Source organism: Marinomonas ushuaiensis DSM 15871, assembly GCF_000521805.1.
Lineage (GTDB): Bacteria > Pseudomonadota > Gammaproteobacteria > Pseudomonadales > Marinomonadaceae > Marinomonas > Marinomonas ushuaiensis.
Map to the genome: position 1 here is coordinate 1 of NZ_JAMB01000006.1, position 26506 is coordinate 26506.

The following is a 26506-nucleotide window of genomic DNA, read 5'->3' on the forward strand; positions in this document are numbered from 1 at the left end:
TTCAGCGATTGCATTAACTCTTATTGAACGACCGCTTCTTTTATCACGTCAAATTTCAGTTCGTCACTTTTTTCATCTAAAGACACTTTTACATGCCCACCATCATGCAGGTCACCAAACAGTATTTGGTCTGCTAACGGCTTTTTAAGATGCTCCTGAATTACTCGAGCCATTGGACGAGCGCCCATCTGACGGTCATAACCTTTGTTAGCCAACCAACCTCTTGCGGTATCAGACACTTCCAGCATGACGCCTTTAGGGTCTAATTGAACCTGCAATTCGACCAAGAACTTATCCACCACATTGAAAATAATTTTCTCATCAAGTTGCTGGAATTGAATCACAGCATCAAGACGGTTTCTAAATTCTGGCGTAAAGGTACGATTAATCGCTTCCATACCGTCTGTTGAATTATCCTGACTTGAGAAACCAATTGAACGACGCGCTAAGTCTTCTGCGCCGGCATTTGATGTCATGACTAAAATCACATTACGGAAGTCCGCTTTGCGACCGTTGTTATCGGTCAAAGTACCGTGATCCATCACTTGCAATAACAAGTTAAAGACTTCTGGATGGGCTTTTTCGATTTCATCAAGTAAAACCACACTATGAGGGTTCTTAGTAACCGCCTCTGTTAGCAAGCCACCTTGATCAAAACCCACATAACCTGGTGGCGCACCAATTAAGCGAGAAACGGCATGGCGCTCCATGTATTCAGACATATCAAAGCGAATAAGCTCTAACCCTAACTGCTTGGCCAGCTGTTTCGTAATTTCGGTTTTACCAACACCGGTTGGTCCAGCCATTAGGAAAGAGCCAATCGGTTTTTGCTCGGCTTTCAATCCAGCACGAGACAATTTAATCGCCGCTGACAAAGAATCAATAGCATTATCTTGTCCAAACACCACCATTTTCAGGTTGCGCTCTAGATTAGACAGTACTTTTCTATCATCTGAATTCACCGCTCTTACAGGCACTCTAGCGATCTTAGAGACAATGTCTTCAATATCAGACACGGTAATTACTGATTTGCGTTTACCTTCAGGCTGAAGCCGCTGAAACGCACCCGCTTCATCGATCACATCAATTGCTTTATCTGGCATATGGCGGTCTGTCACATAACGCTGCGCAAGTTCTGCAGCCGCTAACAAAGCCGGTTCTTCATATTTGATTTGATGATGCTCTTCAAACGCCCCTATGATGCCTTTCAAGATTTGATAAGTGTCATCAACGCTCGGTTCGTTCACATCAATTTTTTGGAAACGACGAGCCAAGGCATGATCTTTTTCAAAGACACCACGAAATTCTTGGAATGTTGTTGATCCGATACAACGCAATCCACCAGAACTTAATACTGGCTTCAATAGGTTAGAAGCATCCATCACGCCGCCTGATGCCGCACCCGCACCGATAATGGTATGAATTTCATCGATAAACAAAATAGCATTCGGCAGCTTTTTCAATTCGCCAAGCAATTGCTTAAGGCGTTTTTCAAAGTCACCACGGTATTTCGTGCCCGCCAATAAAGCACCAAGATCCAACGAGTAAACGACGCCATCGGCGATAACATCAGGCACTTGTCCATCAACGATGCGCTTAGCCAAACCTTCAGCGATGGCCGTTTTACCCACGCCAGACTCACCAACCAATAATGGATTGTTTTTACGACGACGAGAGAGCGTTTGTATTACTCGCTCCACTTCGTATTCACGACCAATCAATTTGTCGATTTTTCCAGCTTTGGCTTCTTCGTTAAGATTCGTTGCAAACTTTTGCAAAGGCGCGGTTGTTGTGTCTTCCGCCTCTTCGTCTTGATCCATCTCTTGAGACGAATCACCTGTTTTAGAAATGCCATGAGCAACGAAATTAACAACATCAATACGAGCAACACCATGACGTTTCAAAAGATAAACAGTCTGGCTTTCTTGTTCGCTAAAAATGGCCACAAGCACGTTGGCGCCAGTTACTTCGCGTTTTCCAGAAGATTGCACATGAAACACAGCTCGCTGTAATACACGCTGAAAACCTAACGTTGGCTGCACTTCTCGCTCTTCATCATCTTCAGGAAGCAAAGGGGTTGTACTATCAACAAACTCTTCCAGCTCCTTACTTAAGACATCTAAACTCACACCACAGGCAGTTAAGACATTTGATGCAGCATCATTTTCGATAAGCGCCAACAACAAGTGCTCTACTGTCATGAATTCATGGCGTTTATCACGTGCCGCTTTGAACGCGGCATTTAGGGTTTGCTCTAGTTCTTTATCTAACATTGCTATGCCCTCACTCTGAATCAGTCAACCTTTTGTAGGTCGCACATTAAGGGGTGCTCATTTTGTTCTACGAACTGTTGTACCATTGCTACTTTCGTTTCCGCAATATCAAAAGGATAAATACCACAAACTCCTTTACCTTTTTGATGCACTTCCAACATAACTTGGTTAGCCTTTTCTCCATCCATTGAGAAAAAACGCTGAAGAATAAATACGACAAAATCCATTGGCGTATAGTCATCATTAAACAATACTACTTGATACATAGAAGGCGGTTGTAACTCGGTTTCTTGTGGCGCAATCGCGATACTAGAATGCCCTTGTTGCTCGTCTTCTGATACTAATCTAATTTTCTGATCTACAATCATCCCATGCCTCTGAGGCTTCACTTTTCACGTAATTTGCCCAATTCAGCACATTACCACTATTAGATACGTTCAACTCTGCGTTCTAGATTACCACTTGGATTTTACAAATAGCAAAACGCCTTCTACGCTTTTATTGAGGCGATTAAGTGTGTAATCAAGATTATAGGTAAGATTCTAACATTGATTCGTAACAAAAATTTCGCACCTATGCTTATCACCGCTTATTTTTAGCCTCGTAGAAAAACAATAACGAAACGTTTTAGAGCGATTTAGAGTAAATAAGGAGTAACTCATGCATCTCGGATTAGTTAAGTGGTTCAATAATGCCAAAGGTTATGGATTTATAGTGTCGGAGGATTTTGAGGAAGATTTGTTTATTCATTATTCTGCGATTAATGTCGAAGGCTACAAAACGCTCAAGGCAGGACAGACGGTGACTTTTAGTACTGAGCCTGGAGATAGAGGCATGCATGCGATTGATATTAACCCAATTTCGTCTGAACAAGAGGAAGTACAGGAAATCACCGATGAAGAAACTCTACCCACATCAAATTAATCCGCTCAACAAGCATACGACGTAAGCACAGCAACATCGTAATCCAAGAATGAATTTGTTACCTTACTCCTCATAATGAGGGGTAAGGTTTATATGACTAAACAAATACTTTCTGTCACACCTTCACTCAGCAATCTAATCACACACTATAACGACACAATGAGCACATGCCTTCTAATTTAATTTTGTTCAACAAACCCTTTCGAGTACTTAGTCAATTTTCTCAAGAAGGCGAAAAATCCACACTGGCTGATTTCATTCATGTTCCTGAATTTTACCCTGCTGGCCGATTAGATTTTGATTCAGAAGGTTTATTGCTGTTAACCAACCAAGGTGCTCTACAACACATCATCGCTTCTCCTGATTTCAAGATGCCAAAGACTTACTGGGTTCAAGTGGAAGGCAACATATCTGAAGAAGCTTTAGATCAACTCAGGCAAGGTGTCGAACTGAAAGACGGTTTAACCAAACCGGCTCAGGCAGAACGCATAGAAGAACCGAATATTTGGGCGAGAACACCACCAGTCAGACACAGAGAAAACATTCCCACAAGCTGGATATCACTGCAAATTCGTGAAGGCAAAAATCGCCAAGTACGCCGAATGACGGCCGCTGTTGGTTTTCCTACACTTAGATTAATACGTTACGCCATTGGCCCATACTCACTAGACAACACCCAACTTGGACATTGGAGTTACACCGAACCAACCGATGAGCTATCAAAAGAGGTAATGAATTTTGAAGCGCAAAGAAAGAGAAAAACTGCCTCATCTAACCGTCGCCGCTCTGGTGAAAACAGACAACTCGGATTCCAAAGAAACAAAATACCTGATGGTGAAGGAGTGGCAGAACGACCAACTCGTACTAAACCAACCCGCCGGACACATAGAAAATAATGAAAGTGCTATTGATGCCGTCATTAGAGAAACCCTAGAAGAATCTGGCTGGCTCGTTAAACCAGTCGGCTTACTTGGCATGTACTCCTTTACCCCTTTCAAAGGTGCAGACACCTACCATCGACTTTGTTTTTTATGTGAACCGATAAAACAGGCCACTCTTGAACTTGACCCTGATATAGAATCCAGTCACTGGCTGACCTATGATGAAATTCTTGCACTACCTCATCGAAGCCCATTAATTAGGGCCTGCATTGAAGATTCACTTCGCAACCCCATTATACCTTTATGCTTTATATCTGATCACTTTCTCTCTATCGATAGTTCGCCCTATCGGTAAAAAGAAAGTGATACAATATTGGCGATTGAAAATATCTGATAAATGTATTTGAGGCCTCGCCTCTTCGTTTTAACAATCTATTTAAAAACTGCCTTATGAGTACCCATTGGTCATGAAAGAAAGCACTGCTGCAAATAGCACAAAAAAAGTCATCGTAGGAATGTCAGGTGGCGTTGATTCCTCTGTATCGGCCCTTATTCTGATGCAGCAGGGCTATCAGGTCGAAGGCTTGTTCATGAAGAACTGGGACGAAGACGACGGCACCGAATACTGCACAGCCAAAGATGACCTTGCGGATGCTCAAGCCGTATCTGACAAGCTAGGCATCACACTTCATACGGCTAACTTTGCCGCTGAATATTGGGATAATGTATTCGAACATTTTTTAGAAGAATACAAAGCGGGTCGAACACCGAATCCAGACATCCTTTGCAATAAAGAAATCAAATTCAAAGCCTTTTTAGAATACGCTTTGGCCCTTGGTGCTGATTATATTGCTACAGGTCATTACGTACGCCGAGGCGAAAAAGACGGTGAACCTCTTTTATTAAAAGGCCTTGATGGCAATAAAGATCAAAGTTACTTCCTTTATGCAGTAGGTAAAGACGAAATAGCCAAAACACTATTCCCTGTGGGCGAACTGGAAAAACCAGAAGTACGTCGTTTAGCCGAAGAATTTGGTCTCGTCACGCACAACAAAAAAGACAGCACAGGCATTTGTTTCATTGGCGAACGCCGCTTCAAAGACTTTTTAGAACAATACTTGCCAGCCCAACCAGGTAATATTGAAACACTTGAAGGCGATATTATCGCACGCCACCATGGCTTGATGTATCACACCATAGGCCAACGCCAAGGTTTAGGCATTGGCGGTTTGGCTAAGTATTCAGATGACCCATGGTACGTAGTTGAAAAAGACTTAACGCGCAACGTGCTGGTAGTAACACAAGGCGGTCAGCATGAATCTTTATTCAAGACTCATTTAATTGCGGATAATTTTGACTGGGTTGCTCGTCAAACGCCAAACTTGCCTATGACCTGCACTGCAAAATGTCGCTATCGCCAGCCGGATCAAGAGTGCACTGTGTATCTGAATGAAAAAGGCCAAATTGAAGTGTCTTTTGTTGAACCTCAACGAGCCATTACACCTGGGCAATCTGTTGTTTTTTATGTTGGTGAACACTGCCTTGGTGGCGGTATCATCAATGAAGCGTTTAATAAGTAGAGAGTTTATAACGTGAGTAGTAGAGAAAAAGAACAATCTATCGCGCTATCTGCTGTGTTTCAAGCGGCAGAATTGGTCGCTATTTTAGCCAAAACAGGAAAAGTCGATAACACAGCGTTACAGCCTATGATTGACAGTGTTTTACTCATCAACGCCTCTTCTACTGAAGATATTTATGGCGGACAATGGGATTATCAAAGCAACTTATCTCTTGGCCGAAATGTCGCTAAAAAAGCATTAGGAAAAGAGCGTAGCAGCGTTAATCCAGATACATTGCGCTACGCACTTAGTTTAGTCCATCTTGAAAACAAACTGGCTAAAACACCACAAATGCTTTCGACTATTGGTCAGAAAATCTCCCAAATTGAACAAAAGAAAGCGCATTACGATAGCGTACTGCACGAGAACATCATCGCCTCTATTTCGGGCATGTATCAGGACACGTTAAGCACTTTGCCTTTTCGTATTCAAGTGCAAGGCGATAGCCGCTTCTTGCAGCAGCCGTATATTGCCAATCAGGTTAGAGCCATTCTAATGTCAGGCATCCGGGCAGCCATGTTATGGCGACAACTCGGCGGCAAACGCTGGCATTTGATTTTTAAAAGAAAGGCATTATTAAGCGCCTTAGAATCTCGTAGTTAGTTTTGTGTTTCTTTCTAAAAGCCCTTTGGGGCTTTTTTATTCTTAAAAATAAGTAAGAAAATACGAACCGTAAACACAACAATAACTGAAATCAATTTTGAGTATATCTTGGAGCCGATATCTCTACCTTGGTTTTTTAGGTAGTATATCGACCAAAATTTGAACCTGCGCAAATTATGCGCAACCAGTTAAAACCTAGGGAATGGCGGCTAAAAGTCATCTTCGATTCAATGGGCAACACAGCCTGAAATGTTAGGGGAATTACATGTCGAAACAAACCATCTATTATACGTTGACCGATGAAGCACCAGCACTGGCTACTTCATCTTTGCTTCCTATCTTTGGCGCTTTTGCAAAAGAAGCAGATATCGAACTAAAACTTACCGATATTTCTTTAGCAAGTCGTATCCTTGCAGGCTTTTCTGATCTTCTTCCTGCTGATAAACAAGTAGAAGATGGCCTTCAATTCTTAGGCGACCTAACCGCTTCGCCAGAAGCAAACATTGTAAAATTGCCTAATATCAGTGCTTCATTGCCACAGCTTAATGCTGTGATTAAAGAACTTAATGCACAAGGCTACGGACTACCTGACTACCCAGAAAACGCACAAACTGATGAAGAAAAAGACATTTTAGCTCGCTACTCTAAAGTGTTGGGCAGCGCAGTAAACCCTGTTTTACGTCAAGGTAACTCTGACCGTCGCGCGCCAGCTGCAGTAAAAGGCTTCGCTCGCAAGAATCCACATTCAATGGGCAAATGGAAAAAGACCTCTGTTTCTCACGCTGACTACATGCGCGATGGCGATTTCTATTCTTCTGAGCAATCTACAACTATGGATTCTGCTCAAACCGTTAACATCGAATTTGTTAAAAAAGACGGTTCTGTTGAATTGAAAAAGTCTCTTCCTCTTTTAGAAGGCGAAATTTTAGACAGCATGAACATCAGCTGCGCTAAACTTCGTGCATTCTTCGAAGCGACGCTACAAGAAGCGAAAGAAGACAACATCATGTGGTCTGTGCACTTAAAAGCAACCATGATGAAAGTCTCTCATCCAATCGTATTTGGTCACGCGGTAACGGTTTTCTACAAAGACGTATTCGAAAAATACGGTGAATTGTTTAAAGAAATCGGCGTTAACCCAAACAATGGTTTAGGCAGCGTATACGATAAAATCAAAACGCTTCCAGAAACAAAACAGACAGAAATTAAGCAAGCTATTGAAGATGTTTATAACTCTCGCCCAGAATTGGCAATGGTTGATTCAGACAAAGGCATTACCAATCTACACGTACCAAGTGACGTCATCGTTGATGCTTCTATGCCGGCGATGATTCGAGGTTCTGGTAAAATGTGGGGCCGTGATGGTAAAGCACATGATGCTAAAGCAGTTATCCCTGATAGCACTTACGCACGCATTTACCAAGAAACAATTAACTTCTGTAAAACCAATGGCGCATTTGACCCAGTCACAATGGGTACGGTTCCAAACGTTGGTTTGATGGCGCAAAAAGCCGAAGAATACGGCTCTCATGACAAAACCTTTGAAATCACTGAAGCCGGCACTATGCGTATAGTGGACGCTCAAGGTAACGTTTTAATGCAGCACGCTGTAGAGAAAGGTGATATCTGGCGCGCATGCCAAACAAAAGACGCTCCTATTCGCGACTGGGTAAAACTAGGCGTTACTCGTGCTCGTCAATCTGACACACCTGCTGTGTTCTGGTTAGAAGAAGAACGCGCACACGACAACGAACTTCGCAAAAAAGTTGAGCTTTACCTAAAAGATCATGATACTAACGGTCTAGATATTCGCCTTATGACTTACAACGAAGCGATCCGTTTCTCTATGGAACGCATCATTCGTGGCCAAGACACCATTTCAGTAACAGGTAACATTCTTCGAGATTATCTAACGGATTTATTCCCAATCTTGGAATTAGGTACATCTGCGAAAATGCTGTCTATCGTTCCAATGCTGAACGGCGGCGGAATGTACGAAACGGGCGCTGGTGGTTCTGCTCCTAAGCATGTTCAACAGCTAATGGAAGAAAACCACCTTCGTTGGGATTCTCTTGGTGAGTTCTTGGCGGTGGCCGTATCTTTCGAAGAGTTAGGCATTAAGCATAACAACGAGAAAGCAAAAATTCTTGCTAAGTGTCTAGATAAAGCAACAGGTAAATTGCTAGACACAAACAAATCTCCTTCTCGTAAGGCTGGTGAATTGGATAACCGTGGTAGCCATTTCTACCTAGCACTTTATTGGTCTCAAGAGTTGGCAGCGCAAAGTGAAAACGCAGAATTAGCGGCTAAGTTCACGCCATTGTCGAAAGTACTGGCGGCGAAAGAAGACACAATCATTGCTGAGCTTGCTGCAGTACAAGGCAAACCTGCTGGTCTATCTGGTTACTATAATGTTGACCTTGATGCGGTAGAAAAAGTCATGCGCCCAAGCGCGACGTTCAACCAAGCATTGGCAACACTATAAGCTGAGATATGTTCTCAATATAAATATGTTTGAGTAACACCAAGCCCAGATGCCGTTTAGATATCTATATTTAAGCGACATCTGGGCTTTTTTATGGTGATACTCTCATCTACTCCCTGTATTACCTTCCCTCTTTTGCCTATAATAGCGACTCCCTGAAAACCATGTTCGAGGCGTTATCTCAATGGAATTAACTAGCTTAAATGCAATTTCCCCTATCGACGGTCGTTACGGATCGAAAACAAACGTATTGCGTCGCTCAGTAAGCGAGTACGGTTTGCTACGTATGCGAGTCATAGTTGAAGTTCGCTGGCTACAGGCTCTTGCCAGTCACCCACAAATTATTGAAGTTCCTGCTCTTAGTGCTCAAGCCAGCACTTTCTTAGACCAACTAGCAGACAACTTCAGTGAAGCCGATGCTCAAGCCATTAAAGACATTGAGAAAACCACAAACCACGATGTCAAGGCAGTTGAATACTTCATTAAAAATAAAATGGCAGACAATGCGGAATTAGCCGCTGTTTCTGAGTTTGTTCATTTTGCTTGTACATCGGAAGACATTAACAACTTGTCCCACGCATTGATGCTTCGCGAAGCACTGGAAGAAGGCATTACTCCAGAGCTAAACAATATCATTACAGCGATTCAAGATTTAGCCATCGAACACGCCGAGCAACCAATGTTGTCTCGTACTCATGGTCAAACAGCCTCGCCTTCGACGGTTGGTAAAGAAATGGCGAACGTAGCTGCACGCCTTAGCCGTCAGCTTAAACAAATCCAAAGCGTTGAGTTTTTAGGCAAAATAAACGGCGCTGTTGGTAACTACAATGCTCACCTTTCTGCTTACCCAGATGTTGATTGGCAAGCTCACGCAGAATCATTTGTGACGTCTTTGGGTTTAACTTGGAACCCTTACACGACTCAAATCGAGCCACACGATTACATCGCTGAATTGTTCGACGCTATTTGTCGTTTCAATACAATATTGCTTGATTTTGACCGTGATGTTTGGGGCTACATTTCTATGGGCTTTTTCAAACAAAAAACCATTGCTGGCGAAATTGGCTCATCAACTATGCCACACAAAGTAAACCCAATTGACTTCGAAAACTCTGAAGGTAACTTGGGCATTGCCAATGCCATCATGGGTCACTTAAGTGCGAAACTACCAATTTCTCGCTGGCAGCGAGACTTAACAGATTCAACTGTATTACGTAACCTAGGCGTTGGTTTAGCTCACAGCTTAATTGCTTACCAATCAACCCTGAAAGGCATCAGCAAATTGGAAATCAATGCACCTCGCCTAGATGCTGACTTGGACGCTGCATGGGAAGTGCTGGCTGAACCAATTCAAACAGTAATGCGTCGTTACGGCATTGAGTCTCCATACGAGAAACTAAAAGAGTTAACTCGTGGTCGCACGATTGACCAAGCAACAATTGAAGCCTTTGTTGAGACATTAGAAATGCCTGAACAAGCAAAAGCAGAACTAAAAGCATTAACACCAGGTACTTATATTGGTAATGCCGTTGCTCAAGCGAAAGCTATCCGCAACTAAACTTTGCTTTACATAACGATGTAAAAAGCAAAAAAAAGAGCCGATTTATCGGCTCTTTTTTGTCTTTGTATTCCAACTGACTCTTTTTTATTTTTCACGAGAAACCTATGACAGACCTAAATACGCCGTTAACCATTCTTGGTGGAATGACAGCACACACTTTTTTGAATGAATATTGGCAAAAAAAGCCACTCCTTATTCGTGCTGGCCTGTCAGATTTTGAAGTGCCATTGGAAGCCGATGAACTTGCTGGTATGGCAATGGAAGAAGAAGTCGAGTCACGTATTGTGATCGAAAATGGCAAGACGCCATGGGAGACACAGCAAGGACCTTTTGATGAAAACACCTTTGCTTCATTGCCAGAAAAAGAATGGACTCTTCTCGTTCAAGCAGTCGATCATTGGGTTCCTGAAGTTCAAGCCCTAAAAGAACAATTCCAGTTTTTGCCAAGCTCGCGCTTAGACGACGTGATGATCAGCTACGCGACAGAAGGCGGCAGTGTTGGCCCACACTATGATCAATACGATGTCTTCTTAATTCAAGTAGCAGGTAAACGCCGTTGGCAAGTATTAGCACCGGGTGAATATCAAGACTCAGGTATTGCTGATATCGCTCTGCATATCCTAGATAACTTTCCTGTTAATCCTGAAATGGACTGGGAATTAGACGCTGGTGATATTTTATATTTACCACCAAACTTTGCTCATAATGGCCGTTCTTTAGATGATGATTGCATGACCTACTCAGTCGGCTTTCGTGCGCCAAGCATACAAGATGCTCTTACAGGTATTCGAGATAAATTGTGTGAAACGCCGGATGCTAAACATCGCTTTGCTGCACCAGAAACAGGCAACCGAGAACACAGCGCCCAGATCCATAAAGATGACATTGCGCATCTACAGGCGGAGTTAGCTCGATTAATAAGCCAACCCGATGTATTAGCCAACTGGTTAGGCGAAACCATGAGTGACAGCAAATACCCAGAATATTTAACGCCTCTTAACACTAAAGACCTAGACTTAGCGTTTCAAAATGCCACTCAAGGGCAAACCTTTATTCGTCCTGGTGATGCGCGAATTTGCTACTATCAAGACGACAACACGAGCAGCATGACGGTTTTCTGTAATGGCGACAGTATCAACCTTGATGCTGAATTGGTTTCATTTGTACAAGCAATTACTGATCAAGTTGAATTTGATTTCTCTGGTTTAGATTTCAGTCAAAATGCTGACTTAGAACCTCTTGTGCGATTCTTCATTCGTCAACAAGGTCTAATCGAACTGGTTGCACCAGAAGAATAGGATAAAGAAAGTGAAAGTATTAACGTCAGATTGGAACAGCAGCAAAGACCAACTCGTTTTTGTGCGCAAACAAGTCTTTATTATCGAGCAAGGTATCGACCCAAAAGACGAATGGGATGAACACGACGAAAATGCGGTTCACTTTGTGACTTTTGGCACCACTGCCGTTCCAACTGGCACCTGTCGATTAACAGAAGAAGGCCAATTGGGTCGTTTATCGGTACTGCCAGCTTATCGCCATCAAGGTTATGGGGAAATGCTATTAACGAGAGCCGTCAAAGTGGCCAGAGAAATGGGCATCCAAAAAGTCTTCTTACACGCACAAGTAGACGTTCAACAGTTTTATGAAAAGCAAAATTTCCATTCAGATGGCAAAATATTTCTAGAAGCTGGAAAAATGCATGTCCGAATGGAAAGAGACATCTAATTTTTCGCTATATTTGAACTCAACAGTTTATCGTAGACATAAAAAAACGAGCCTTTCATTAGAAGAAGCTCGTTTTTTTTCGTTCTAAATTGCTAATTAAACAACAGCAATTAGTTCAACATCGAACTGTAAAACAGAGAAAGGTTGAATCATTGCACCAGCGCCTTGTGCGCCGTAAGCCAATTCAGCAGGAATCGTTAGACGGTATTTCGCGCCCTCTTTCATCAACTGAAGACCTTCAGTCCAACCAGCAATAACGCCAGTTAGTGGGAATTCAATTGGCTCGCCACGGGCGATTGAGCTATCAAATACTTGACCGTCAAGTAAACGACCTTCGTAATGAACACGAACTGTTGATTCACGGCTAGGAGTTGCACCAGTACCTTCTTCAAGTACTTCGAACTGCAAACCACTCTCTGTTGTTTGAACACCAGATTTTGCTTTATTTTCAGCAAGGAAGGCTTCGCCCGCTTTCACTGTTTCTTCAGATCCTGCACGTGATTTTTCTTCCATTTTTTGCTGAAGTTCTGCAAAAGCGGCTTCCAATTCTTCACCTGGAACGCGCATTTCAGCTTGATTTAAAGAATCTTCAATCGCAGCAAAAAGATGCGTTAGAGATAATTCTCCAAGATCACTACCACGTAGTTGATCACCAATTTGACGGCCAATACCGTATGCGATTTTTGCTTCATTCGAATCGAACGACAGTTCTGACATGGTTACACTCTCTTATTCATTACACATAAAATTGAACGCATATCATAACATAGGCAAATCTCGCGGGCTTGTTTTTCAAAGTCACCATCAATGAAAATCGACCATTAAAACTTTATCTATTAAAGCGATAGATTTATTAAATGATATCAATTATCATTTACTTTATTGTGTTAAATCGTTGATAAGGGAGTGAATCATGAAAACTGAAAGCTTTATTCCGTCCACGGAAAAAAACAAAAGCAGCAAAAAAGCGACAGATTATTGGTCGATGCTTTTTGTTAGTTTGATTTTTCTATCATCGATAAGCTGTTTTTTATTCGCTAACCATACTGATAGAGCACAAGCTAATACGTTGTCAGATACCACAGGTAAAATAAGCATGATGAAGATTGATATAGATCACAGCAGTAAAAGTTGAAAGAGTTAAGCTTATAGGTATACATCAAAAGAGGATCTTGTCATGTTACCTAAAATCAAAACTATTATTTATGCATGTGATTTAGAAAACCAGACGCAATCAGCAGTAGAGCTTGTTTTGAATCTTGCGAATCTTCACCAAGCCAAAGTTATTTTCTTGCACGTAATCGAGCCTATCAACTCTCAGACAGCTAATATGATTAGCGGCTATGTTGCTGAAGAAGTTATGGCAACCATGCGCGAAAATGGCAAAAAAGAAATGAAAATACGCATGGAAACAATGTTAGCTGACTTAATGGAAAAACATGCTGACGAACTTGCCAATTTAGCAACGAAGCCTGAAATACTCATCGAAAGTGGCATTCCAACGGACTCTATTCATCACGTCGCAAAAGAAAAAGAGGCTGATTTGATTGTTATGAACAGTCGTACTCACAGCCTTTTAGGACAGATGATGCTTGGCTCTACTGCCAACAGGGTAATTCACTCTAGCGACACTCCTGTATTGGTTGTACCAATCAAGTAACCAGTCAAAAGCCTCGAATAAAATAAAAAGAGACCTAGCCAGATCTCTTTCTCTTGGATACACTTACTGTATATATAAACAGTAAGTGTATCTATGATTCTTTATATTGCAGAGAAACCAAGTCTTGCTCGCGCTATCGCAGCCGCCCTTCCAACACCTCAAAAAAAGGAAGATGGCTGTATCTGGTTACCCAATGGCGATTGTATTAGTTGGTGTATCGGTCATCTATTAGAGCAAGCAGAACCTCACCAATACGATCCTCTTTATAAATCGTGGAATTTAGATCATCTACCGATTATTCCAACAGACTGGCAATGGCAAGAAAAAGCCAACACAAAAAAGCAACTTGGTGTTTTAAAAAAACTCATTAAAAAAGCCTCTCATCTTGTAAATGCCGGCGACCCGGACCGTGAAGGCCAGTTACTAGTCGATGAAGTTATTCATTTCACAAAAGTATCGAAAGAAAAGCTTCAAAATACTCAACGCCTACTGATTAATGATTTAACGCCTGCCGCTGTCAAAAAAGCATTAAACCATTTACGACCGAACAGTGAGTTCGCAGCGCTTTCTCGCTCTGCTTTAGCAAGAGCCAGAGCAGACTGGCTGTTTGGACTCAATCTCACCCGGGCTTACACCATTAGAGGCCGCGAAGCTGGCTATCAGGGAGTTTTGTCTATTGGCCGAGTACAAACTCCAGTGCTAGGGCTTGTCGCTGCGAGAGACAAAGAGCGGGAGCATTTTATCCCTAAAGATTACTTTCAGGTGTGGGCTCAATTAGAAACAAATCAAAATATAAGGTTTCAGGCAAAATGGTTACCGAGTGACGCCTGCAAACCCTATATGGACGAAGAGAATCGTGTATTAAACCGAGCATTAGCTGTCAATGTCGCGACTCGTATAGCGAATCAAACAGCCAATGTAATTGAAGCCAGTTACAAGCAAAAAAAACAGGCTCCACCTTTGCCTTATAACCTGTCCAGCCTACAGATCGATGCAGCAAAAATATTTTCACTGACAGCACAGCAGGTTCTAGATACCTGTCAGAGTTTGTACGAACGCCATCAAATGATCACCTACCCAAGATCCGATTGTCGCTATTTACCAAGTCTTCAACATAAAGACGCAAAAAGTATTTTGAATGCTTTAAGTAAGGCAACAACTGATCTCGAACAAGGTGCTAACAACGCTAATCCAGCAATACGCAGCAAAGCATGGAACGATAAACAAGTTACGGCACATCATGCGATCATCCCTACCAGCCAAGCCCACAAAGCCGCCGCTCTTGGAAAAATGGAATCTCAGATATTTGGACTTATCGCTCGACAATATTTGATGCAGTTCTACCCTGATTACGATTTTTTGGCCTCTTATATCAAACTTGATATTGCAGGCGGACAATTTGAATCCAGGGGAAATACGCCTATGTCACTAGGCTGGCGAGCACTACTCCCACAAAAATCAAGGCAAGACAATAAAGGAGAACAAAACAACGAGGAACAAAATGAATTACCTAAACTCCAAAAAGGCGATTCACTTTGGTGCCATGAAGGCATTATTCATGACAAGGTAACGACACCGCCAGCAGCCTTTACGGACGCCAGTTTACTGGCTGCAATGACAGGGATTAGCCGTTTTGTCACAGACAAAAACATTAAAGCCATTTTGAAAGACACTGATGGCTTAGGAACGGACGCAACAAGAGCCAGTATAATTGAACTGTTATTTATGCGAGGTTTTCTAATCAGAAAGGGGAAACAGATACACGCCAGCGAAACAGGACGTGCTTTTGCAGATTGCTTACCTAGTCAATTGGTAACCCCAGATATGACAGCTCAGTGGGAATCGACACTCAATGCAATCAGTATTGGGGAAACGAGTTATCAAAGTTTTATGACTCATTTAGAAAGTAATTTAATAGAACTGCTAGATGCCTCGAAGAGCTTGTCTTCAACCTCATTAAAACATTTGCCTGCGCCCGCTAAAAAAGCGTTTTCAAAACGCACAACAGGCAAAAGAAAATCAACATCTAAACCTTCAACGTCAACAACCAAAACAAGAGTAAAACGACCAACGGCGAAAAGTTAGCCATAGTTTGTATTTAGGAATAACTAACCTATTGCTAACCAAGCCCCGACACCAATCATTAAAGAACCAGCGATACGGTTCATAATACGAACATTACCACTGTGCATAAGTATCGATTTAAGTGTCCGACCGCCTGTTGCGTAAATCAGTAAGCAGGTAAATTCGAGGGTTAAAATGATGGCTATTAATACCACTAATTGATTTGCCAGTGGCTGACTTGCATCTAAGAAAGGAGGCAGTAAAGCAACAAAAAATGCCCAGCCTTTAGGATTAGCGATTGCTGTAATAAAACCTTGAGAGATTAAATCGACTCGTGAAGCAGGTTTTCCATCAGGCTCCATTTTAATCGCCATCTTACCTTTAGACAGCCACATCTGAACACCGATGTAAGCTAAATAAGCACCACCAAGATATTTCAAAACAAGAAAAACACTAGGATAATTCAACAGCAAAGCCGCAACACCAATGGCAGACAAGGTTGCTACAGTCGCAACGCCAGCCAATTCCCCTAACATCATCCAAAGCGCACGCTTAACACCAATCGTCATGCCCAGCGTCATGGCTAATGTCATACACATACCAGGCGTAATAGAAACAAAGAAAAAAGTAGGAATAAACGCAGAAAGCAAGGCAACGTTCACAGAAAATCCTTATTCATAATAATGAAAAAAAGTAGGCACTAAACGTCTCATGACCTTGCATAAGTATCAAGAAAAAACATAAGTGAAATAGAAAAAGACTTGAATAGAAAGCGAATTAAAAGCGTTTTTTCTCTTTGAATGAAGAGTCTTCAATAAAGTTACTCCACTCATTTTCTAACTCTTCACTGGAAGATTTTACTTCCACCGACTTAACTTTATCTTCCTCTTCTTTTTTCAAGGCAAGATCGTCTTCGATATCTTGGATTACGTCTTTGTATTTAAGAATAGTAGACTTAGCTTCAACCGTGTCCTTAATGGGACTCAATTGAGATAATGCTTCTTTATACATTTCTACTGCCGTTTCCATTTGACCGCTTAAAAATGCTTTACGAGCAAGATAAGCATGATAATCAGCATTTACTTTGTAAAAAAAGAAATCAATCATTTTATTGTAGCGATGAGCAAGATCGGAATTGATACTATTATCTTTTGTAGAAGCAATAAGAAATGATTGAAAAGACTCAAACATGCGCTTCACTTCCACGATTAAGATTTCGTCATTTATAGGTTTAAATCGGCGTTTTTGCTTGTTCGTTTGAAACGCCAACATCTCTTCAGCCAAATTAGTACGACGACGAGTTAAAGTAGCATCTGGTTGAAGTTGTAACAATTCATCATAAATAGCGATCATTCGAGAAAACAACCATAAACGCATATCTTTTGGTTGATACTGAGGTGGCATTTCATCAAGGTATCGATTCACTTGACGTAATCGATTATTGAGCATGGCAATTTTACGCAATTTGGCCAATCGCGCTTGCTCTTTCAGCTGTAGAAAAATCGCAAAGCCGATAAAGCCGCCAATAATAAGCAAAAGTACAATAATTGAAACAGCGGTCATATGATGCGTAATTTACCTTGGTATAATTTATAGTCGAATATCACTGTAACTCTTAAAAACGATATTATGATACTTACTAATTTTCATTGAATTCCAATTTGATCTAGTAATAAGTAAATTTAGCTGATCATGTTAGCTCTTTTTTCAATTCATTCACAGAAATCCCGTATTTAGAGTTTGGTTTCTGTTTCATATAATTAAACTCTAGAAATCAAAAAAGACCAGATTTACTGGTCTTTTAAAATTTTCTCTATCGCTATATTAGGTTTAACGAGAAACAGAAAAACCAAGTAGCATGTAGAAAATTATTGCAGAAAGTAAGGCTGAAGCTGGTACTGTTATTATCCATGCTGCGGCGATACGTAATAATGCAGATCTCTTAACAAGCTCTTTTTTCGTCGCTTTCTTCAGCCCTTTACGTTCAGCAGAAGAAATTGGCGAAGAAGCTTGCGCTGCTTTTAATTCTTTCAAAATAGCACGTTTTTCTTCTACATCAGCAGACTTAAAGCGTTTCACAAATTCTTGAGTTTGTTGACCATTGTACCCAGCTGATTCGGAGTGAGATGCAATGGATTTTAATTTCTTCTCATAAGACTGTTTTAAATATTCACGTAAGAAACCCACACCGAAGATTCCGCCCACCGCAATGTGAGTTGAACTCACAGGTAAACCAAGCTGAGAAGCAATAATAACAGTAATTGCTGCCGCCATGGCGACACAAAATGCTCTGGTTTTATCTAACTCAGTAATTTCTGACCCGACGGTTTTGATTAATTTTGGCCCATATAAGGCAAGACCCACTGCGATACCAACACCACCAATCATCATAACCCAAATAGGAATAGCCGCTTTACCAGACACAGCACCAGTCATGAGCGCATCATTAATTGCAGCTAAAGGTCCAATCGCATTCGCAACATCGTTTGCGCCATGAGCAAAACTCAATAAAGCCGCAGACACGATAAGAGGAATAGTAAACAAGCTATTCACTGCATCTTTATCATTTTTCAAAGTAGATGCTGCTTTATCAACCATAGGGCGAACAATAAAATACACCGTTAAAGCAATAGCAAAAGCAAACATTCCAGCTGTAATGAAATCCAGCTCCCAAATCTTCTTCAACCCCTTAAGAATAAGGTAAGTTGAAAACGCCCAAACCATTAAGCCAACAAGAAGAGGAACGGCCTTTTTAGCCGCTTCAATCATGTCATTTTTGTATGTAATAGAACGCTTAATGTACATTAAAAATAAAGCCGCAATCACACCACCTAAAACAGGTGAAATAACCCAACTGGCGACAATAGCAATCAGTTTATCCCAATTAGCAATATCCCAACCACCGGCCGCAATACCAGCACCTAATACACCACCAACAATAGAATGTGTTGTCGATACTGGCGCACCAAGGTAAGTGGCTAAATTAAGCCAAATCGCACCAGCTAACAAAGCGGCCATCATCACCCAAATAAAAGTTGATGCGTCACCAATGGCATTAGGATTAATTATGCCATTTTTAATAGTTCCGACAACCGTACCACCAGCGATCAAAGCACCAGCTGCTTCAAATATAGCAGCAATAAGAATGGCGCCAGTCATTGATAAAGCTTTCGAGCCAACCGCTGGGCCAACATTATTAGCTACATCATTAGCACCGATATTGATGGCCATATAAGCACCAATGGCTGCGGCAATCGCTAGGATAGATAAATTAGAAACGCCCATACCATTGTATGTAGCATAAAAGCCTGCGGCTAAAACGAACGCTAAAGCAATAAGCACACGAATAAACTCATGACCATCTAATAAAGTAGGTTGTTCTTTCGGGGTATTTGTAAGATCCATAAGGGCTCTTCTTTCAATAAATTAATCTATGCCAAACCATTGTTTATAAATAATGTTATGAAACAACGATCTACCTAACTCTTGTATTCCAAATCAATTTGGCTTCAATTCGTCCCGTCATATTTTTGTAAAATATAAATTTGGCGCCATTCTACACTGGGTCTATCTAGATAAAAACCCCTAAACTTTTTGAGTAGCGGTCCAAAAATATAGACAAAAAAAGTGCCTTAGAAAGGCACTGATTGCAAATATACTACAGAAATATGACTGTTTTGTTACAGGTAAAAATAACGAGTAATTTATCTCACATTTTTTCAAACCATAGGAACATTTTTCAGCATTCAATAACATTAACCGCTAGCCCACCACGGGAGGTTTCTTTGTATTTATCATTCATGTCTTTTCCTGTATCTCGCATAGTACGAATCACTTTATCCAAAGAAACATAATGGCTACCATCACCTCGAAGAGCCATAGACGCTGAATTAATCGCTTTCATTGCCCCCATTGCATTGCGCTCAATACAAGGAACCTGCACTAAGCCACCAATAGGATCACAGGTTAAACCTAAGTTATGTTCCATACCAATTTCGGCTGCATTCTCTATTTGTTCTGGAGTACCACCTGTAGCGGCCGCTAATCCTGCAGCGGCCATAGCGCAAGCTGAACCGACTTCGCCTTGGCAACCGACTTCCGCGCCTGAAATAGAGGCATTTTCTTTAAAGAGAAAGCCAATGGCTGCTGCCGTAAGAAAGAATTCGATAATACCTTCTTCGCTAGAACGAGGGCAAAAATCCCAATAATAATGGAGAACAGCTGGAATAATACCGGCAGCCCCATTCGTTGGGGCTGTCACAACTTTGCCGCCTGCTGCATTTTCTTCATTCACAGCCAGTGCATAAAGGTTTACCCAATCCATAGCACCTAAAGAAGGCGTGATCATGTCCATTCGAGTTTTACTGACTAGGTCTTTATGTAGACTGGAAGCTCGGCGCTTTACTTTTAACCCACCAGGTAAAATGCCTTCATTCTTGATGCCTTGTTGAACACATAATTTCATCACTGACCAAATAGAAAGAACCCCTTGTTTGATCTCTTCTTCCGTTCTCCAAGTCTTCTCGTTTTCCATAACAATTTGAGCAATGCTTTTGTTTTCTTGTCGGCAAAGCTTAATGAGAGTCTCGGCATTATGAAAAACGTGAGGGAGTTCCGTTGTGTCTTCAACCAGAACGACTTTGCCTTGTTCATCTTCTTCAACAATAAAACCACCACCAACGGAATAAAATGTGGCACTGTGAATTTCTTTATCGTTCTCATCAAAAGCGACTAGCACCATACCATTAGCATGAAAATCAAGACGATCAACTCGATGGTAAATAAGGTCTGTGGCGACATCTATCTTAACTAAATGTTGAGACAACAAACTCAGTTGTGAGGTTCTTTCTATCTTTTCAATGCGCTTATTTATTAGGCTAGGATCAATAAATTCTGGTAACTCACCTTCCAGTCCCATCAAAACGGCAGTACCTGTTCCGTGCCCTTTCCCTGTGGCACCTAGAGAACCGTATAAATCTATTTTCAGTCGATTCACACTAGAGAACAAATTCCGTTCCTGCAATTGATGAGCGAACTGGTTTGCAGCAACCATTGGGCCAACCGTATGAGAACTAGAAGGACCAATTCCAACTTTGAAAAGATCGAATAAACTGATTGCCATACAAAACCCTCTGTCACTTAGTTTAGTTCAATGCAACATTTAAAAAATACATTACATAAAATCATACCTTGAAAAGTATCACTTACGACACAAAGTTTCCAATAGGAAACATAATTTCAGTATTTATTCAAAGAAAAAGCCAAGAGGTAAACACCTCTTGGCTTTAAGCCGCCAAATCATCTAGGACGGAAATACACTATGGAATGGTACCAATTTTAGGTTTTTACGCTAAATTAAAAGAACCCCATTGGATTGATATTATAACTAACTAGCATATTCTTAGTTTGTTGATAATGCTCTAACGCCATTTTATGGGTTTCACGACCGATACCTGACTTCTTATAACCACCAAAGGCGGCATGCGCTGGATAATGGTGATAGCAATTCATCCATACTCGACCTGCTTCTAAGTTTCTTCCCATACGATAGGCAAGATTTGTATCACGAGTCCAAACACCGGCACCTAGACCAAATTCACTGTCATTGGCAATGGCTAACGCTTCAGCTTCGTCTTTAAACGTTGTCACACTGACTACTGGACCAAAGATTTCTTCTTGAAAAATACGCATCGTATTTGACCCTTTAAACAAGGTCGGTTGTACATAATAGCCCTTATTAAAACCATCAATAGGTGCAATACCACCACCAATCAGAAGTTCTGCTCCCTCTTCTTTACCAATATCAATATATTTCAATATTTTATCAAACTGCTCTTTAGAGGCCTGCGCCCCCACTTGAGTCTCTGTATCTAGAGGGTTACCTCGTTTGATGATTTTCGTACGTTCGATCACTAACGCCATAAATTCATCGTAGATGTCTTCTTGAATTAGAACGCGTGAAGGACAGGTACAAACTTCGCCTTGGTTAAAGAAAGCCAACACAAGCCCTTCAACACATTTACTGATAAACGATTCTTCCTGCTTCATGATGTCGGCAAAATAGATGTTTGGGGATTTCCCTCCTAACTCAACAGAAGACGGAATGATATTTTCTGCTGCGCATTTTAAAATGCCAGCGCCTACTGGCGTAGAACCCGTAAAAGCGATTTTGGCAATACGTTTGCTTGATGCCAAAGCTTGACCCGCTTCTTTACCGAAGCCATTAACAATATTTAATACGCCCGGTGGCAGTAGGTCTTGAATGACTTTAACCAATTCAAGAATAGAGACAGGTGTTTGCTCAGCCGGTTTAAGAACCACACAGTTGCCTGCAGCCAGTGCTGGAGCAAGTTTCCACGCGGCCATTAGGATCGGAAAGTTCCAAGGAATAATCTGACCAACAACCCCAAGCGGCTCATGGAAATGGTACGCCACTGTGTGCTCATCAATTTCAGCCGCGCTGCCTTCTTGCGAACGTAAACAACCTGCAAAATAACGGAAGTGATCAGCCGCTAAAGGAATGTCAGCGTTTAATGTTTCACGTATGGCTTTACCATTGTCCCAAGTCTCAGCCACAGCAATTGCTTCTAAATGCTGCTCAATTCGATCGGCTATTTTTAATAGGATACCCGAACGATTCGCTACTGATGTTTTCCCCCAAGCGACACGAGCCGCGTGAGCTGCATCTAGTGCAAGGTTAATATCTTCTTCTGTAGAACGAGGAATTCGGCAAAATACTTCCCCATCTACTGGGCTAACTTTATCAAAATATTGGCCTTTAACAGGTGCTACCCATTCACCGCCAATAAAGTTTCCATACTCGGTTTGAAATGTAATAAGGCTACCAGTAGTACCAGGTTTGGCATAAATCATAGTAATTTTCTCCACTTTTTATTTTTTTTATAAGTTCAATTCAACAAAGGATTTATCTGAACCTTCACTCTAGAAACAATTCGCAAAGAAAACTTGTCTCTCAGTCCATGATACTTGTCTACTGATCCATTTCTCTTTGTGTTTTAGTATTGACCAAAAGACAGGCAAGAGTGATGATGGAAAGAGTGAAAATGATCCACGCCAACTATAAATATAAAAGAGGTGTGTTAATGAACCGTTCTTTCTCTACAGAAAAAACTCGACTTGAGCAGAAACGCTCACCCGTTCAGCTGGTCGAAAATCGTGTGTGTTTTGCAGGGCCGCATTCCGAACTGAGTATCTACGATACTTATGAACAAGCCCAACAAGTCAGCTTAAAAGCCGACTCTTTGCTTTATTGCGGTATGGTGACCGGCGCAAAAGTCATGCACACACAACACAATGGTCATGTCCCCTTTCTTCCCCACGAGTCTTTTATATTGGCGCCAGAAGAAGAGGTCTTTATTGATTTCCCAGAAGCCAGACTCGAACAGCCAACGACGTGTCTCACCATCGCAATTTCAAAAGAAAGAGTCGCACAGATCTGTGATCGCATGAATGACATCATGTTCAAATCTATGCCTTACGATACTGTCATTGACCCAAACCAACATTTACACACAATCCATACTCAAGCCACCCAGCAAGTACTTGATCGCTTAACCAGCGACTTTGTTCAAAATGACCCAGATCGAGATCTGTTAGTGGATTTTGGTGTCAGTGAATTGGTAACTCGCATATTGAGACATCATGGCAGAGACGCGTTATTACGATTTACTCAAAACTCACCTGATGCAAACGGGCTTACTTGTGTCATTTATTGGATTGAACAGAACCTTGCTGAGCCGCTAGATATCAATCTATTGGCAAAAATGGCTTGCATGAGTCGTAGCCGATTTTATGAAAGTTTTAAACGCCAACTGGCTTGCACCCCATTGGAGTACCAGCATCAACGTAGGATGAATCGAGCCCATCAGCGCTTACAAGAAAAGTGTTCTGTGACAGAAGTGAGTTATGAATTAGGTTATCAGAGCTTGAGTCACTTCAGTCGACGCTTCCACCAGCATTTTGGTGTTTCTCCACGTCAAGTCACTCAAACCCATAAGATTAATTAGTCATTATTTATTACATTAACAGGACGTTAAAATGTATAACCTAGCTTAGATTTACAATAACTAAAAATAGCCAATATAAGCAGTAATCCAGACATCAAAGCAAGGAAGGGAACTAACTGCCCTATTTGGTAAAAAGAGGCCAAAACAACAGGGCCTAACGCCGCACCCAAGCCCTGCATCGATGCATTCATGCTTGCTAAGCGGCTTTGCTGATCGTCTTTTACTAATAAGGTTTGCGCTGTCACGATACCTGGAAACAAGAAGCCCACGCCTGTACCAAACAACGCCATGGCGAATAAAACACCGGCATAAGAGTCTAAGAACATAAACGCCAACTGCGCTGATACGCCAATGCTCGTGCCTGCAACCACCAGTGTAATTACACCTAATTGAAACCTCGGCACTAAAATCATTTGCACTAAAATACTAAAGCAAGACATGGTCATCATGGCATACCCTACCTGTTTCGTCGTTTCGGACACATCCAAATGAAATCTGTCCTGGATCAAAAATGCCATGATCTGCTGAACACCCGTAATAGACAGTATGACCAGAGTCGACATACCCAAGAAAGGCATAACTGGCTCTTTAAACCAATTAGTGGCTGGTGGTTTCTCAAATTGACGAACATGTTTTTTATCCTTGACAAAAAACATGACTAATACGGCAGCACAACCTGCAAGAAAAGCGATAATGTAAAACGGTGCCGTTAACCCTAATCCACTCAATAGTGATGCACATGCAGGACCTAAAATCATACCAATACTAAAAGAGGCGCCAATTTTAGCAATCGTTGCACTACGGTGCTTAATATCTGTATGAGCAATCAGAAAAGTTTGAACTGAAGGTAAAATGCCGGCGATTCCAAGAGCAAATACCACACGCAAAACAAACACTAGATAGTAAGTCTGTTCTGCTGACAAATCACGTTCTAAGGCACCCTGTAATACAAACCCTGTCATGCCAATAGTGACCGCATAACAGCTCATACCGATAATCACAGAGCGGACGCGACCAATTCGATTGATAATGCCTCCCCAAAAGAAAGCAGCAACAACAAACGTCGCAGCACCTGCAGTAATCAAGGTACTAATACGCACATCAGCCAAACCAATTTCACGACCAATGGGCGGTAAAGAGGTAAAAATAAAAGACTGCCCGATGCCTACTGCTGCCAAGCAGAAGAGCAATAATCCACGAGAAAGGCGTTCAGGAAAAGAAATAAAGTTGTCAGGAGTAGTCAATGTAAGTCCTTGATAGAGGCGAGCTAAAAAATCAGGCGCTGTGCTTTATCGTGCTGATTTTAATAAGTCGTTAAAATAACATATTTTACGCCTCACCTCTGGCGCTAATTTCGCTTGAAAGCGGTTATGAAAGATAGGCAGAAAACGTTATATCTTTTCAAAATCCCTCTCAAAAAATTAAACCGTTCGTTTTGAAATAAGGTGAAAGAGCCAAAATAAGCCTAATGCATAAATTAGAAAAGTGACGCTCAACCAATGCAAACCAAAATACTCCCCCACTAACCCACTGATCACAGGTAACGTCATTCCGCCCATTACTGCGGCACTGACTTGAAAACCAATGGCATGAGTAGAGTAAGATTTTCCAACGCGAATAACCGTCTGAGAAATCATGCAAGGAAAAATAGGTGCGGCACAAAACCCCACTAACGCCAAACCAAGATAGCTCGTATAAGTCGTAATATTTATATTAAAAAGTACCACACCGAACACGACACCGATCAAACAAAGGCGCAATAACACATCAACCAAAAAACGCTCGACTAGAAAACCAAAAACAGCCCTCCCAAATGCCAAAGATCCCCAATAAATAGCAACCCAAGTTCCTGCGCTTGCTAATGAAATACCTCGGGATTCAGTCATCACGGTAAAAGCCCACTGCCCGATACCAAACTCAACGCCTGTGTATAAAAAGAAGAAAGCAATTTGATATTGGATAAGAGGATGTTTTAACGCCTGAATCTGTGTAATTTTTTGAGGTAAATCTATAGAGAGATTTGACGTCTCATCTGTTGTATTTTCTACCTTCTGAGTAAGGTGCTTATCACTTTCCCACAGGTTACGACTAAAAATAAAGACCACTGTGATTGTGAATAAAATAACAGCAAGAACCGCGTAACCTAGACGCCAATTCTGAGAGAAATTCACCAGCACGGTGGTAATGATGATGGGGCCTGTTGTTGCGCCAACACCAAAGGCAGCATGGAGCCAGTTCATGTGTCGGGTTGAAAAATGTTCCGCTGCATAAGCATTCAATCCAGCATCAATCGCACCAGACCCCATGCCAATCAAAATCGCAAACAGAACAAAAACAATGAAGCTAGAACTAGAGTAGAAACCGAATAAACCAAGGCTGACAAAAAAACTGCTTAGTATCAATAAACGCCCAACACCGAGGCGAGACAGTAAATAACCGACAGAAAAACTCGAAATGAGATAACCGATACCACTGCTGAGAATGACTAGACCAAGCCATCCTATTGGGACACCAAATTCAATACGAACAAATGGCCAATTAATACCATGTGCCGCATCAGGCAAACCTAAACTGATAAAGCCTAAATAGGCAATAAATAACAACACGCCCGATGTGCGCATGAAAACACCCTTATTGACGTTGTTTTGTATTTCAGCGCACTTTCCATATAAATGAAATTTTCA

The 26506-nt window shown here is 41.5% G+C and carries 23 protein-coding genes; 13 read left to right on the forward strand and 10 right to left on the reverse strand.

Features of this window, described 5'->3' with window-relative positions:
* Nucleotides 1–20: 20 nt before the first annotated feature.
* The gene (clpA, locus tag MUS1_RS07860) at nt 21–2273 is read right to left on the reverse strand and encodes an ATP-dependent Clp protease ATP-binding subunit ClpA (protein WP_036160975.1); all 2253 of its coding nucleotides are present in this window, start codon (nt 2271–2273) and stop codon (nt 21–23) included.
* Nucleotides 2274–2293: 20 nt separating this feature from the next.
* Entirely contained in the window at nt 2294–2641 is a 348-nt protein-coding gene (gene clpS / locus MUS1_RS07865) for an ATP-dependent Clp protease adapter ClpS (protein ID WP_211236445.1), read from the reverse strand.
* A gap of 292 nt (nt 2642–2933) precedes the next feature.
* On the opposite strand from clpS, the gene MUS1_RS07870 reads away from it, so the two are divergent.
* From MUS1_RS07870 to MUS1_RS07905, 9 genes are all read left to right on the forward strand, one after another.
* On the forward strand, nt 2934–3197 hold the full coding sequence (locus MUS1_RS07870) for a cold shock domain-containing protein (protein ID WP_036160978.1): 264 nt from the start codon (nt 2934–2936) through the stop codon (nt 3195–3197).
* A 167-nt stretch (nt 3198–3364) separates the two neighbouring features.
* On the forward strand, nt 3365–4093 hold the full coding sequence (locus tag MUS1_RS07875) for a pseudouridine synthase (protein ID WP_036160979.1): 729 nt from the start codon (nt 3365–3367) through the stop codon (nt 4091–4093).
* Complete coding sequence (locus MUS1_RS15920; protein ID WP_084035588.1) at nt 4029–4433, forward strand: NUDIX domain-containing protein; 405 nt, start codon at nt 4029–4031, stop codon at nt 4431–4433. The genes MUS1_RS07875 and MUS1_RS15920 overlap by 65 nt, the downstream gene beginning before the upstream one ends.
* Before the next feature lie 112 nt (nt 4434–4545).
* Nucleotides 4546–5658, forward strand: coding sequence for a tRNA 2-thiouridine(34) synthase MnmA (gene mnmA, locus MUS1_RS07880; RefSeq protein WP_036160982.1), 1113 nt, complete (start codon nt 4546–4548; stop codon nt 5656–5658).
* Nucleotides 5659–5670: 12 nt separating this feature from the next.
* Nucleotides 5671–6300, forward strand: a complete 630-nt coding sequence (gene hflD, locus MUS1_RS07885; RefSeq protein ID WP_036160984.1) for a high frequency lysogenization protein HflD — start codon at nt 5671–5673, stop codon at nt 6298–6300.
* A gap of 265 nt (nt 6301–6565) precedes the next feature.
* Entirely contained in the window at nt 6566–8785 is a 2220-nt protein-coding gene (locus MUS1_RS07890; RefSeq protein ID WP_036160988.1) for an NADP-dependent isocitrate dehydrogenase, read from the forward strand.
* A 184-nt stretch (nt 8786–8969) separates the two neighbouring features.
* A complete protein-coding gene (purB, locus tag MUS1_RS07895; protein WP_036160991.1) occupies nt 8970–10343 on the forward strand; it encodes an adenylosuccinate lyase in 1374 nt (457 codons plus the stop codon).
* 107 nt (nt 10344–10450) lie between these two features.
* On the forward strand, nt 10451–11644 hold the full coding sequence (locus MUS1_RS07900; protein ID WP_036160993.1) for a cupin domain-containing protein: 1194 nt from the start codon (nt 10451–10453) through the stop codon (nt 11642–11644).
* Nucleotides 11645–11654: 10 nt separating this feature from the next.
* Complete coding sequence (locus tag MUS1_RS07905) at nt 11655–12071, forward strand: GNAT family N-acetyltransferase (RefSeq protein ID WP_036160996.1); 417 nt, start codon at nt 11655–11657, stop codon at nt 12069–12071.
* 96 nt (nt 12072–12167) lie between these two features.
* Here MUS1_RS07905 and bamJ read toward each other — a convergent pair whose 3' ends face one another.
* A complete protein-coding gene (gene bamJ, locus MUS1_RS07910) occupies nt 12168–12788 on the reverse strand; it encodes a BamJ family beta-barrel-assembly machinery protein (protein WP_036160998.1) in 621 nt (206 codons plus the stop codon).
* Between the two features lie 196 nt (nt 12789–12984).
* On the opposite strand from bamJ, the gene MUS1_RS07915 reads away from it, so the two are divergent.
* The 3 genes from MUS1_RS07915 (at nt 12985) to MUS1_RS07925 (ending at nt 15816) form a co-directional block, all read left to right on the forward strand.
* Entirely contained in the window at nt 12985–13206 is a 222-nt protein-coding gene (locus MUS1_RS07915; protein WP_036161000.1) for a hypothetical protein, read from the forward strand.
* Between the two features lie 42 nt (nt 13207–13248).
* Complete coding sequence (locus MUS1_RS07920; protein WP_036161003.1) at nt 13249–13731, forward strand: universal stress protein; 483 nt, start codon at nt 13249–13251, stop codon at nt 13729–13731.
* Nucleotides 13732–13824: 93 nt separating this feature from the next.
* A complete protein-coding gene (locus MUS1_RS07925; RefSeq protein WP_036161006.1) occupies nt 13825–15816 on the forward strand; it encodes a DNA topoisomerase III in 1992 nt (663 codons plus the stop codon).
* Nucleotides 15817–15839: 23 nt separating this feature from the next.
* Here the strand turns inward: MUS1_RS07925 and MUS1_RS07930 are convergent, their stop codons facing one another.
* The 5 genes from MUS1_RS07930 to exaC all read right to left on the reverse strand — a co-directional run bounded on the left by MUS1_RS07930 (nt 15840) and on the right by exaC (nt 22668).
* Nucleotides 15840–16457: a LysE family translocator gene (locus MUS1_RS07930; RefSeq protein WP_036161009.1), complete on the reverse strand. Its 618-nt coding sequence runs from the start codon at nt 16455–16457 to the stop codon at nt 15840–15842.
* A 115-nt stretch (nt 16458–16572) separates the two neighbouring features.
* Nucleotides 16573–17358 carry a hypothetical protein gene (locus tag MUS1_RS07935; RefSeq protein ID WP_036161011.1) on the reverse strand — a complete coding sequence of 262 codons (786 nt, stop codon included), beginning with the start codon at nt 17356–17358 and terminating at the stop codon, nt 16573–16575.
* Nucleotides 17359–17625: 267 nt separating this feature from the next.
* Nucleotides 17626–19200 carry an inorganic phosphate transporter gene (locus MUS1_RS07940; protein ID WP_036161014.1) on the reverse strand — a complete coding sequence of 525 codons (1575 nt, stop codon included), beginning with the start codon at nt 19198–19200 and terminating at the stop codon, nt 17626–17628.
* 334 nt (nt 19201–19534) lie between these two features.
* Complete coding sequence (locus MUS1_RS07945; RefSeq protein ID WP_036161016.1) at nt 19535–20917, reverse strand: L-serine ammonia-lyase; 1383 nt, start codon at nt 20915–20917, stop codon at nt 19535–19537.
* A 233-nt stretch (nt 20918–21150) separates the two neighbouring features.
* Nucleotides 21151–22668, reverse strand: coding sequence for an acetaldehyde dehydrogenase ExaC (gene exaC / locus MUS1_RS07950; protein WP_036161019.1), 1518 nt, complete (start codon nt 22666–22668; stop codon nt 21151–21153).
* A gap of 230 nt (nt 22669–22898) precedes the next feature.
* On the opposite strand from exaC, the gene MUS1_RS07955 reads away from it, so the two are divergent.
* Nucleotides 22899–23822: a helix-turn-helix domain-containing protein gene (locus MUS1_RS07955; RefSeq protein WP_036161434.1), complete on the forward strand. Its 924-nt coding sequence runs from the start codon at nt 22899–22901 to the stop codon at nt 23820–23822.
* A 26-nt stretch (nt 23823–23848) separates the two neighbouring features.
* Here the strand turns inward: MUS1_RS07955 and MUS1_RS07960 are convergent, their stop codons facing one another.
* Both MUS1_RS07960 and MUS1_RS07965 read right to left on the reverse strand, forming a co-directional pair.
* On the reverse strand, nt 23849–25066 hold the full coding sequence (locus MUS1_RS07960) for an MFS transporter (protein WP_036161022.1): 1218 nt from the start codon (nt 25064–25066) through the stop codon (nt 23849–23851).
* 177 nt (nt 25067–25243) lie between these two features.
* A complete protein-coding gene (locus MUS1_RS07965) occupies nt 25244–26443 on the reverse strand; it encodes an MFS transporter (protein ID WP_036161025.1) in 1200 nt (399 codons plus the stop codon).
* Nucleotides 26444–26506: the final 63 nt, after the last annotated feature.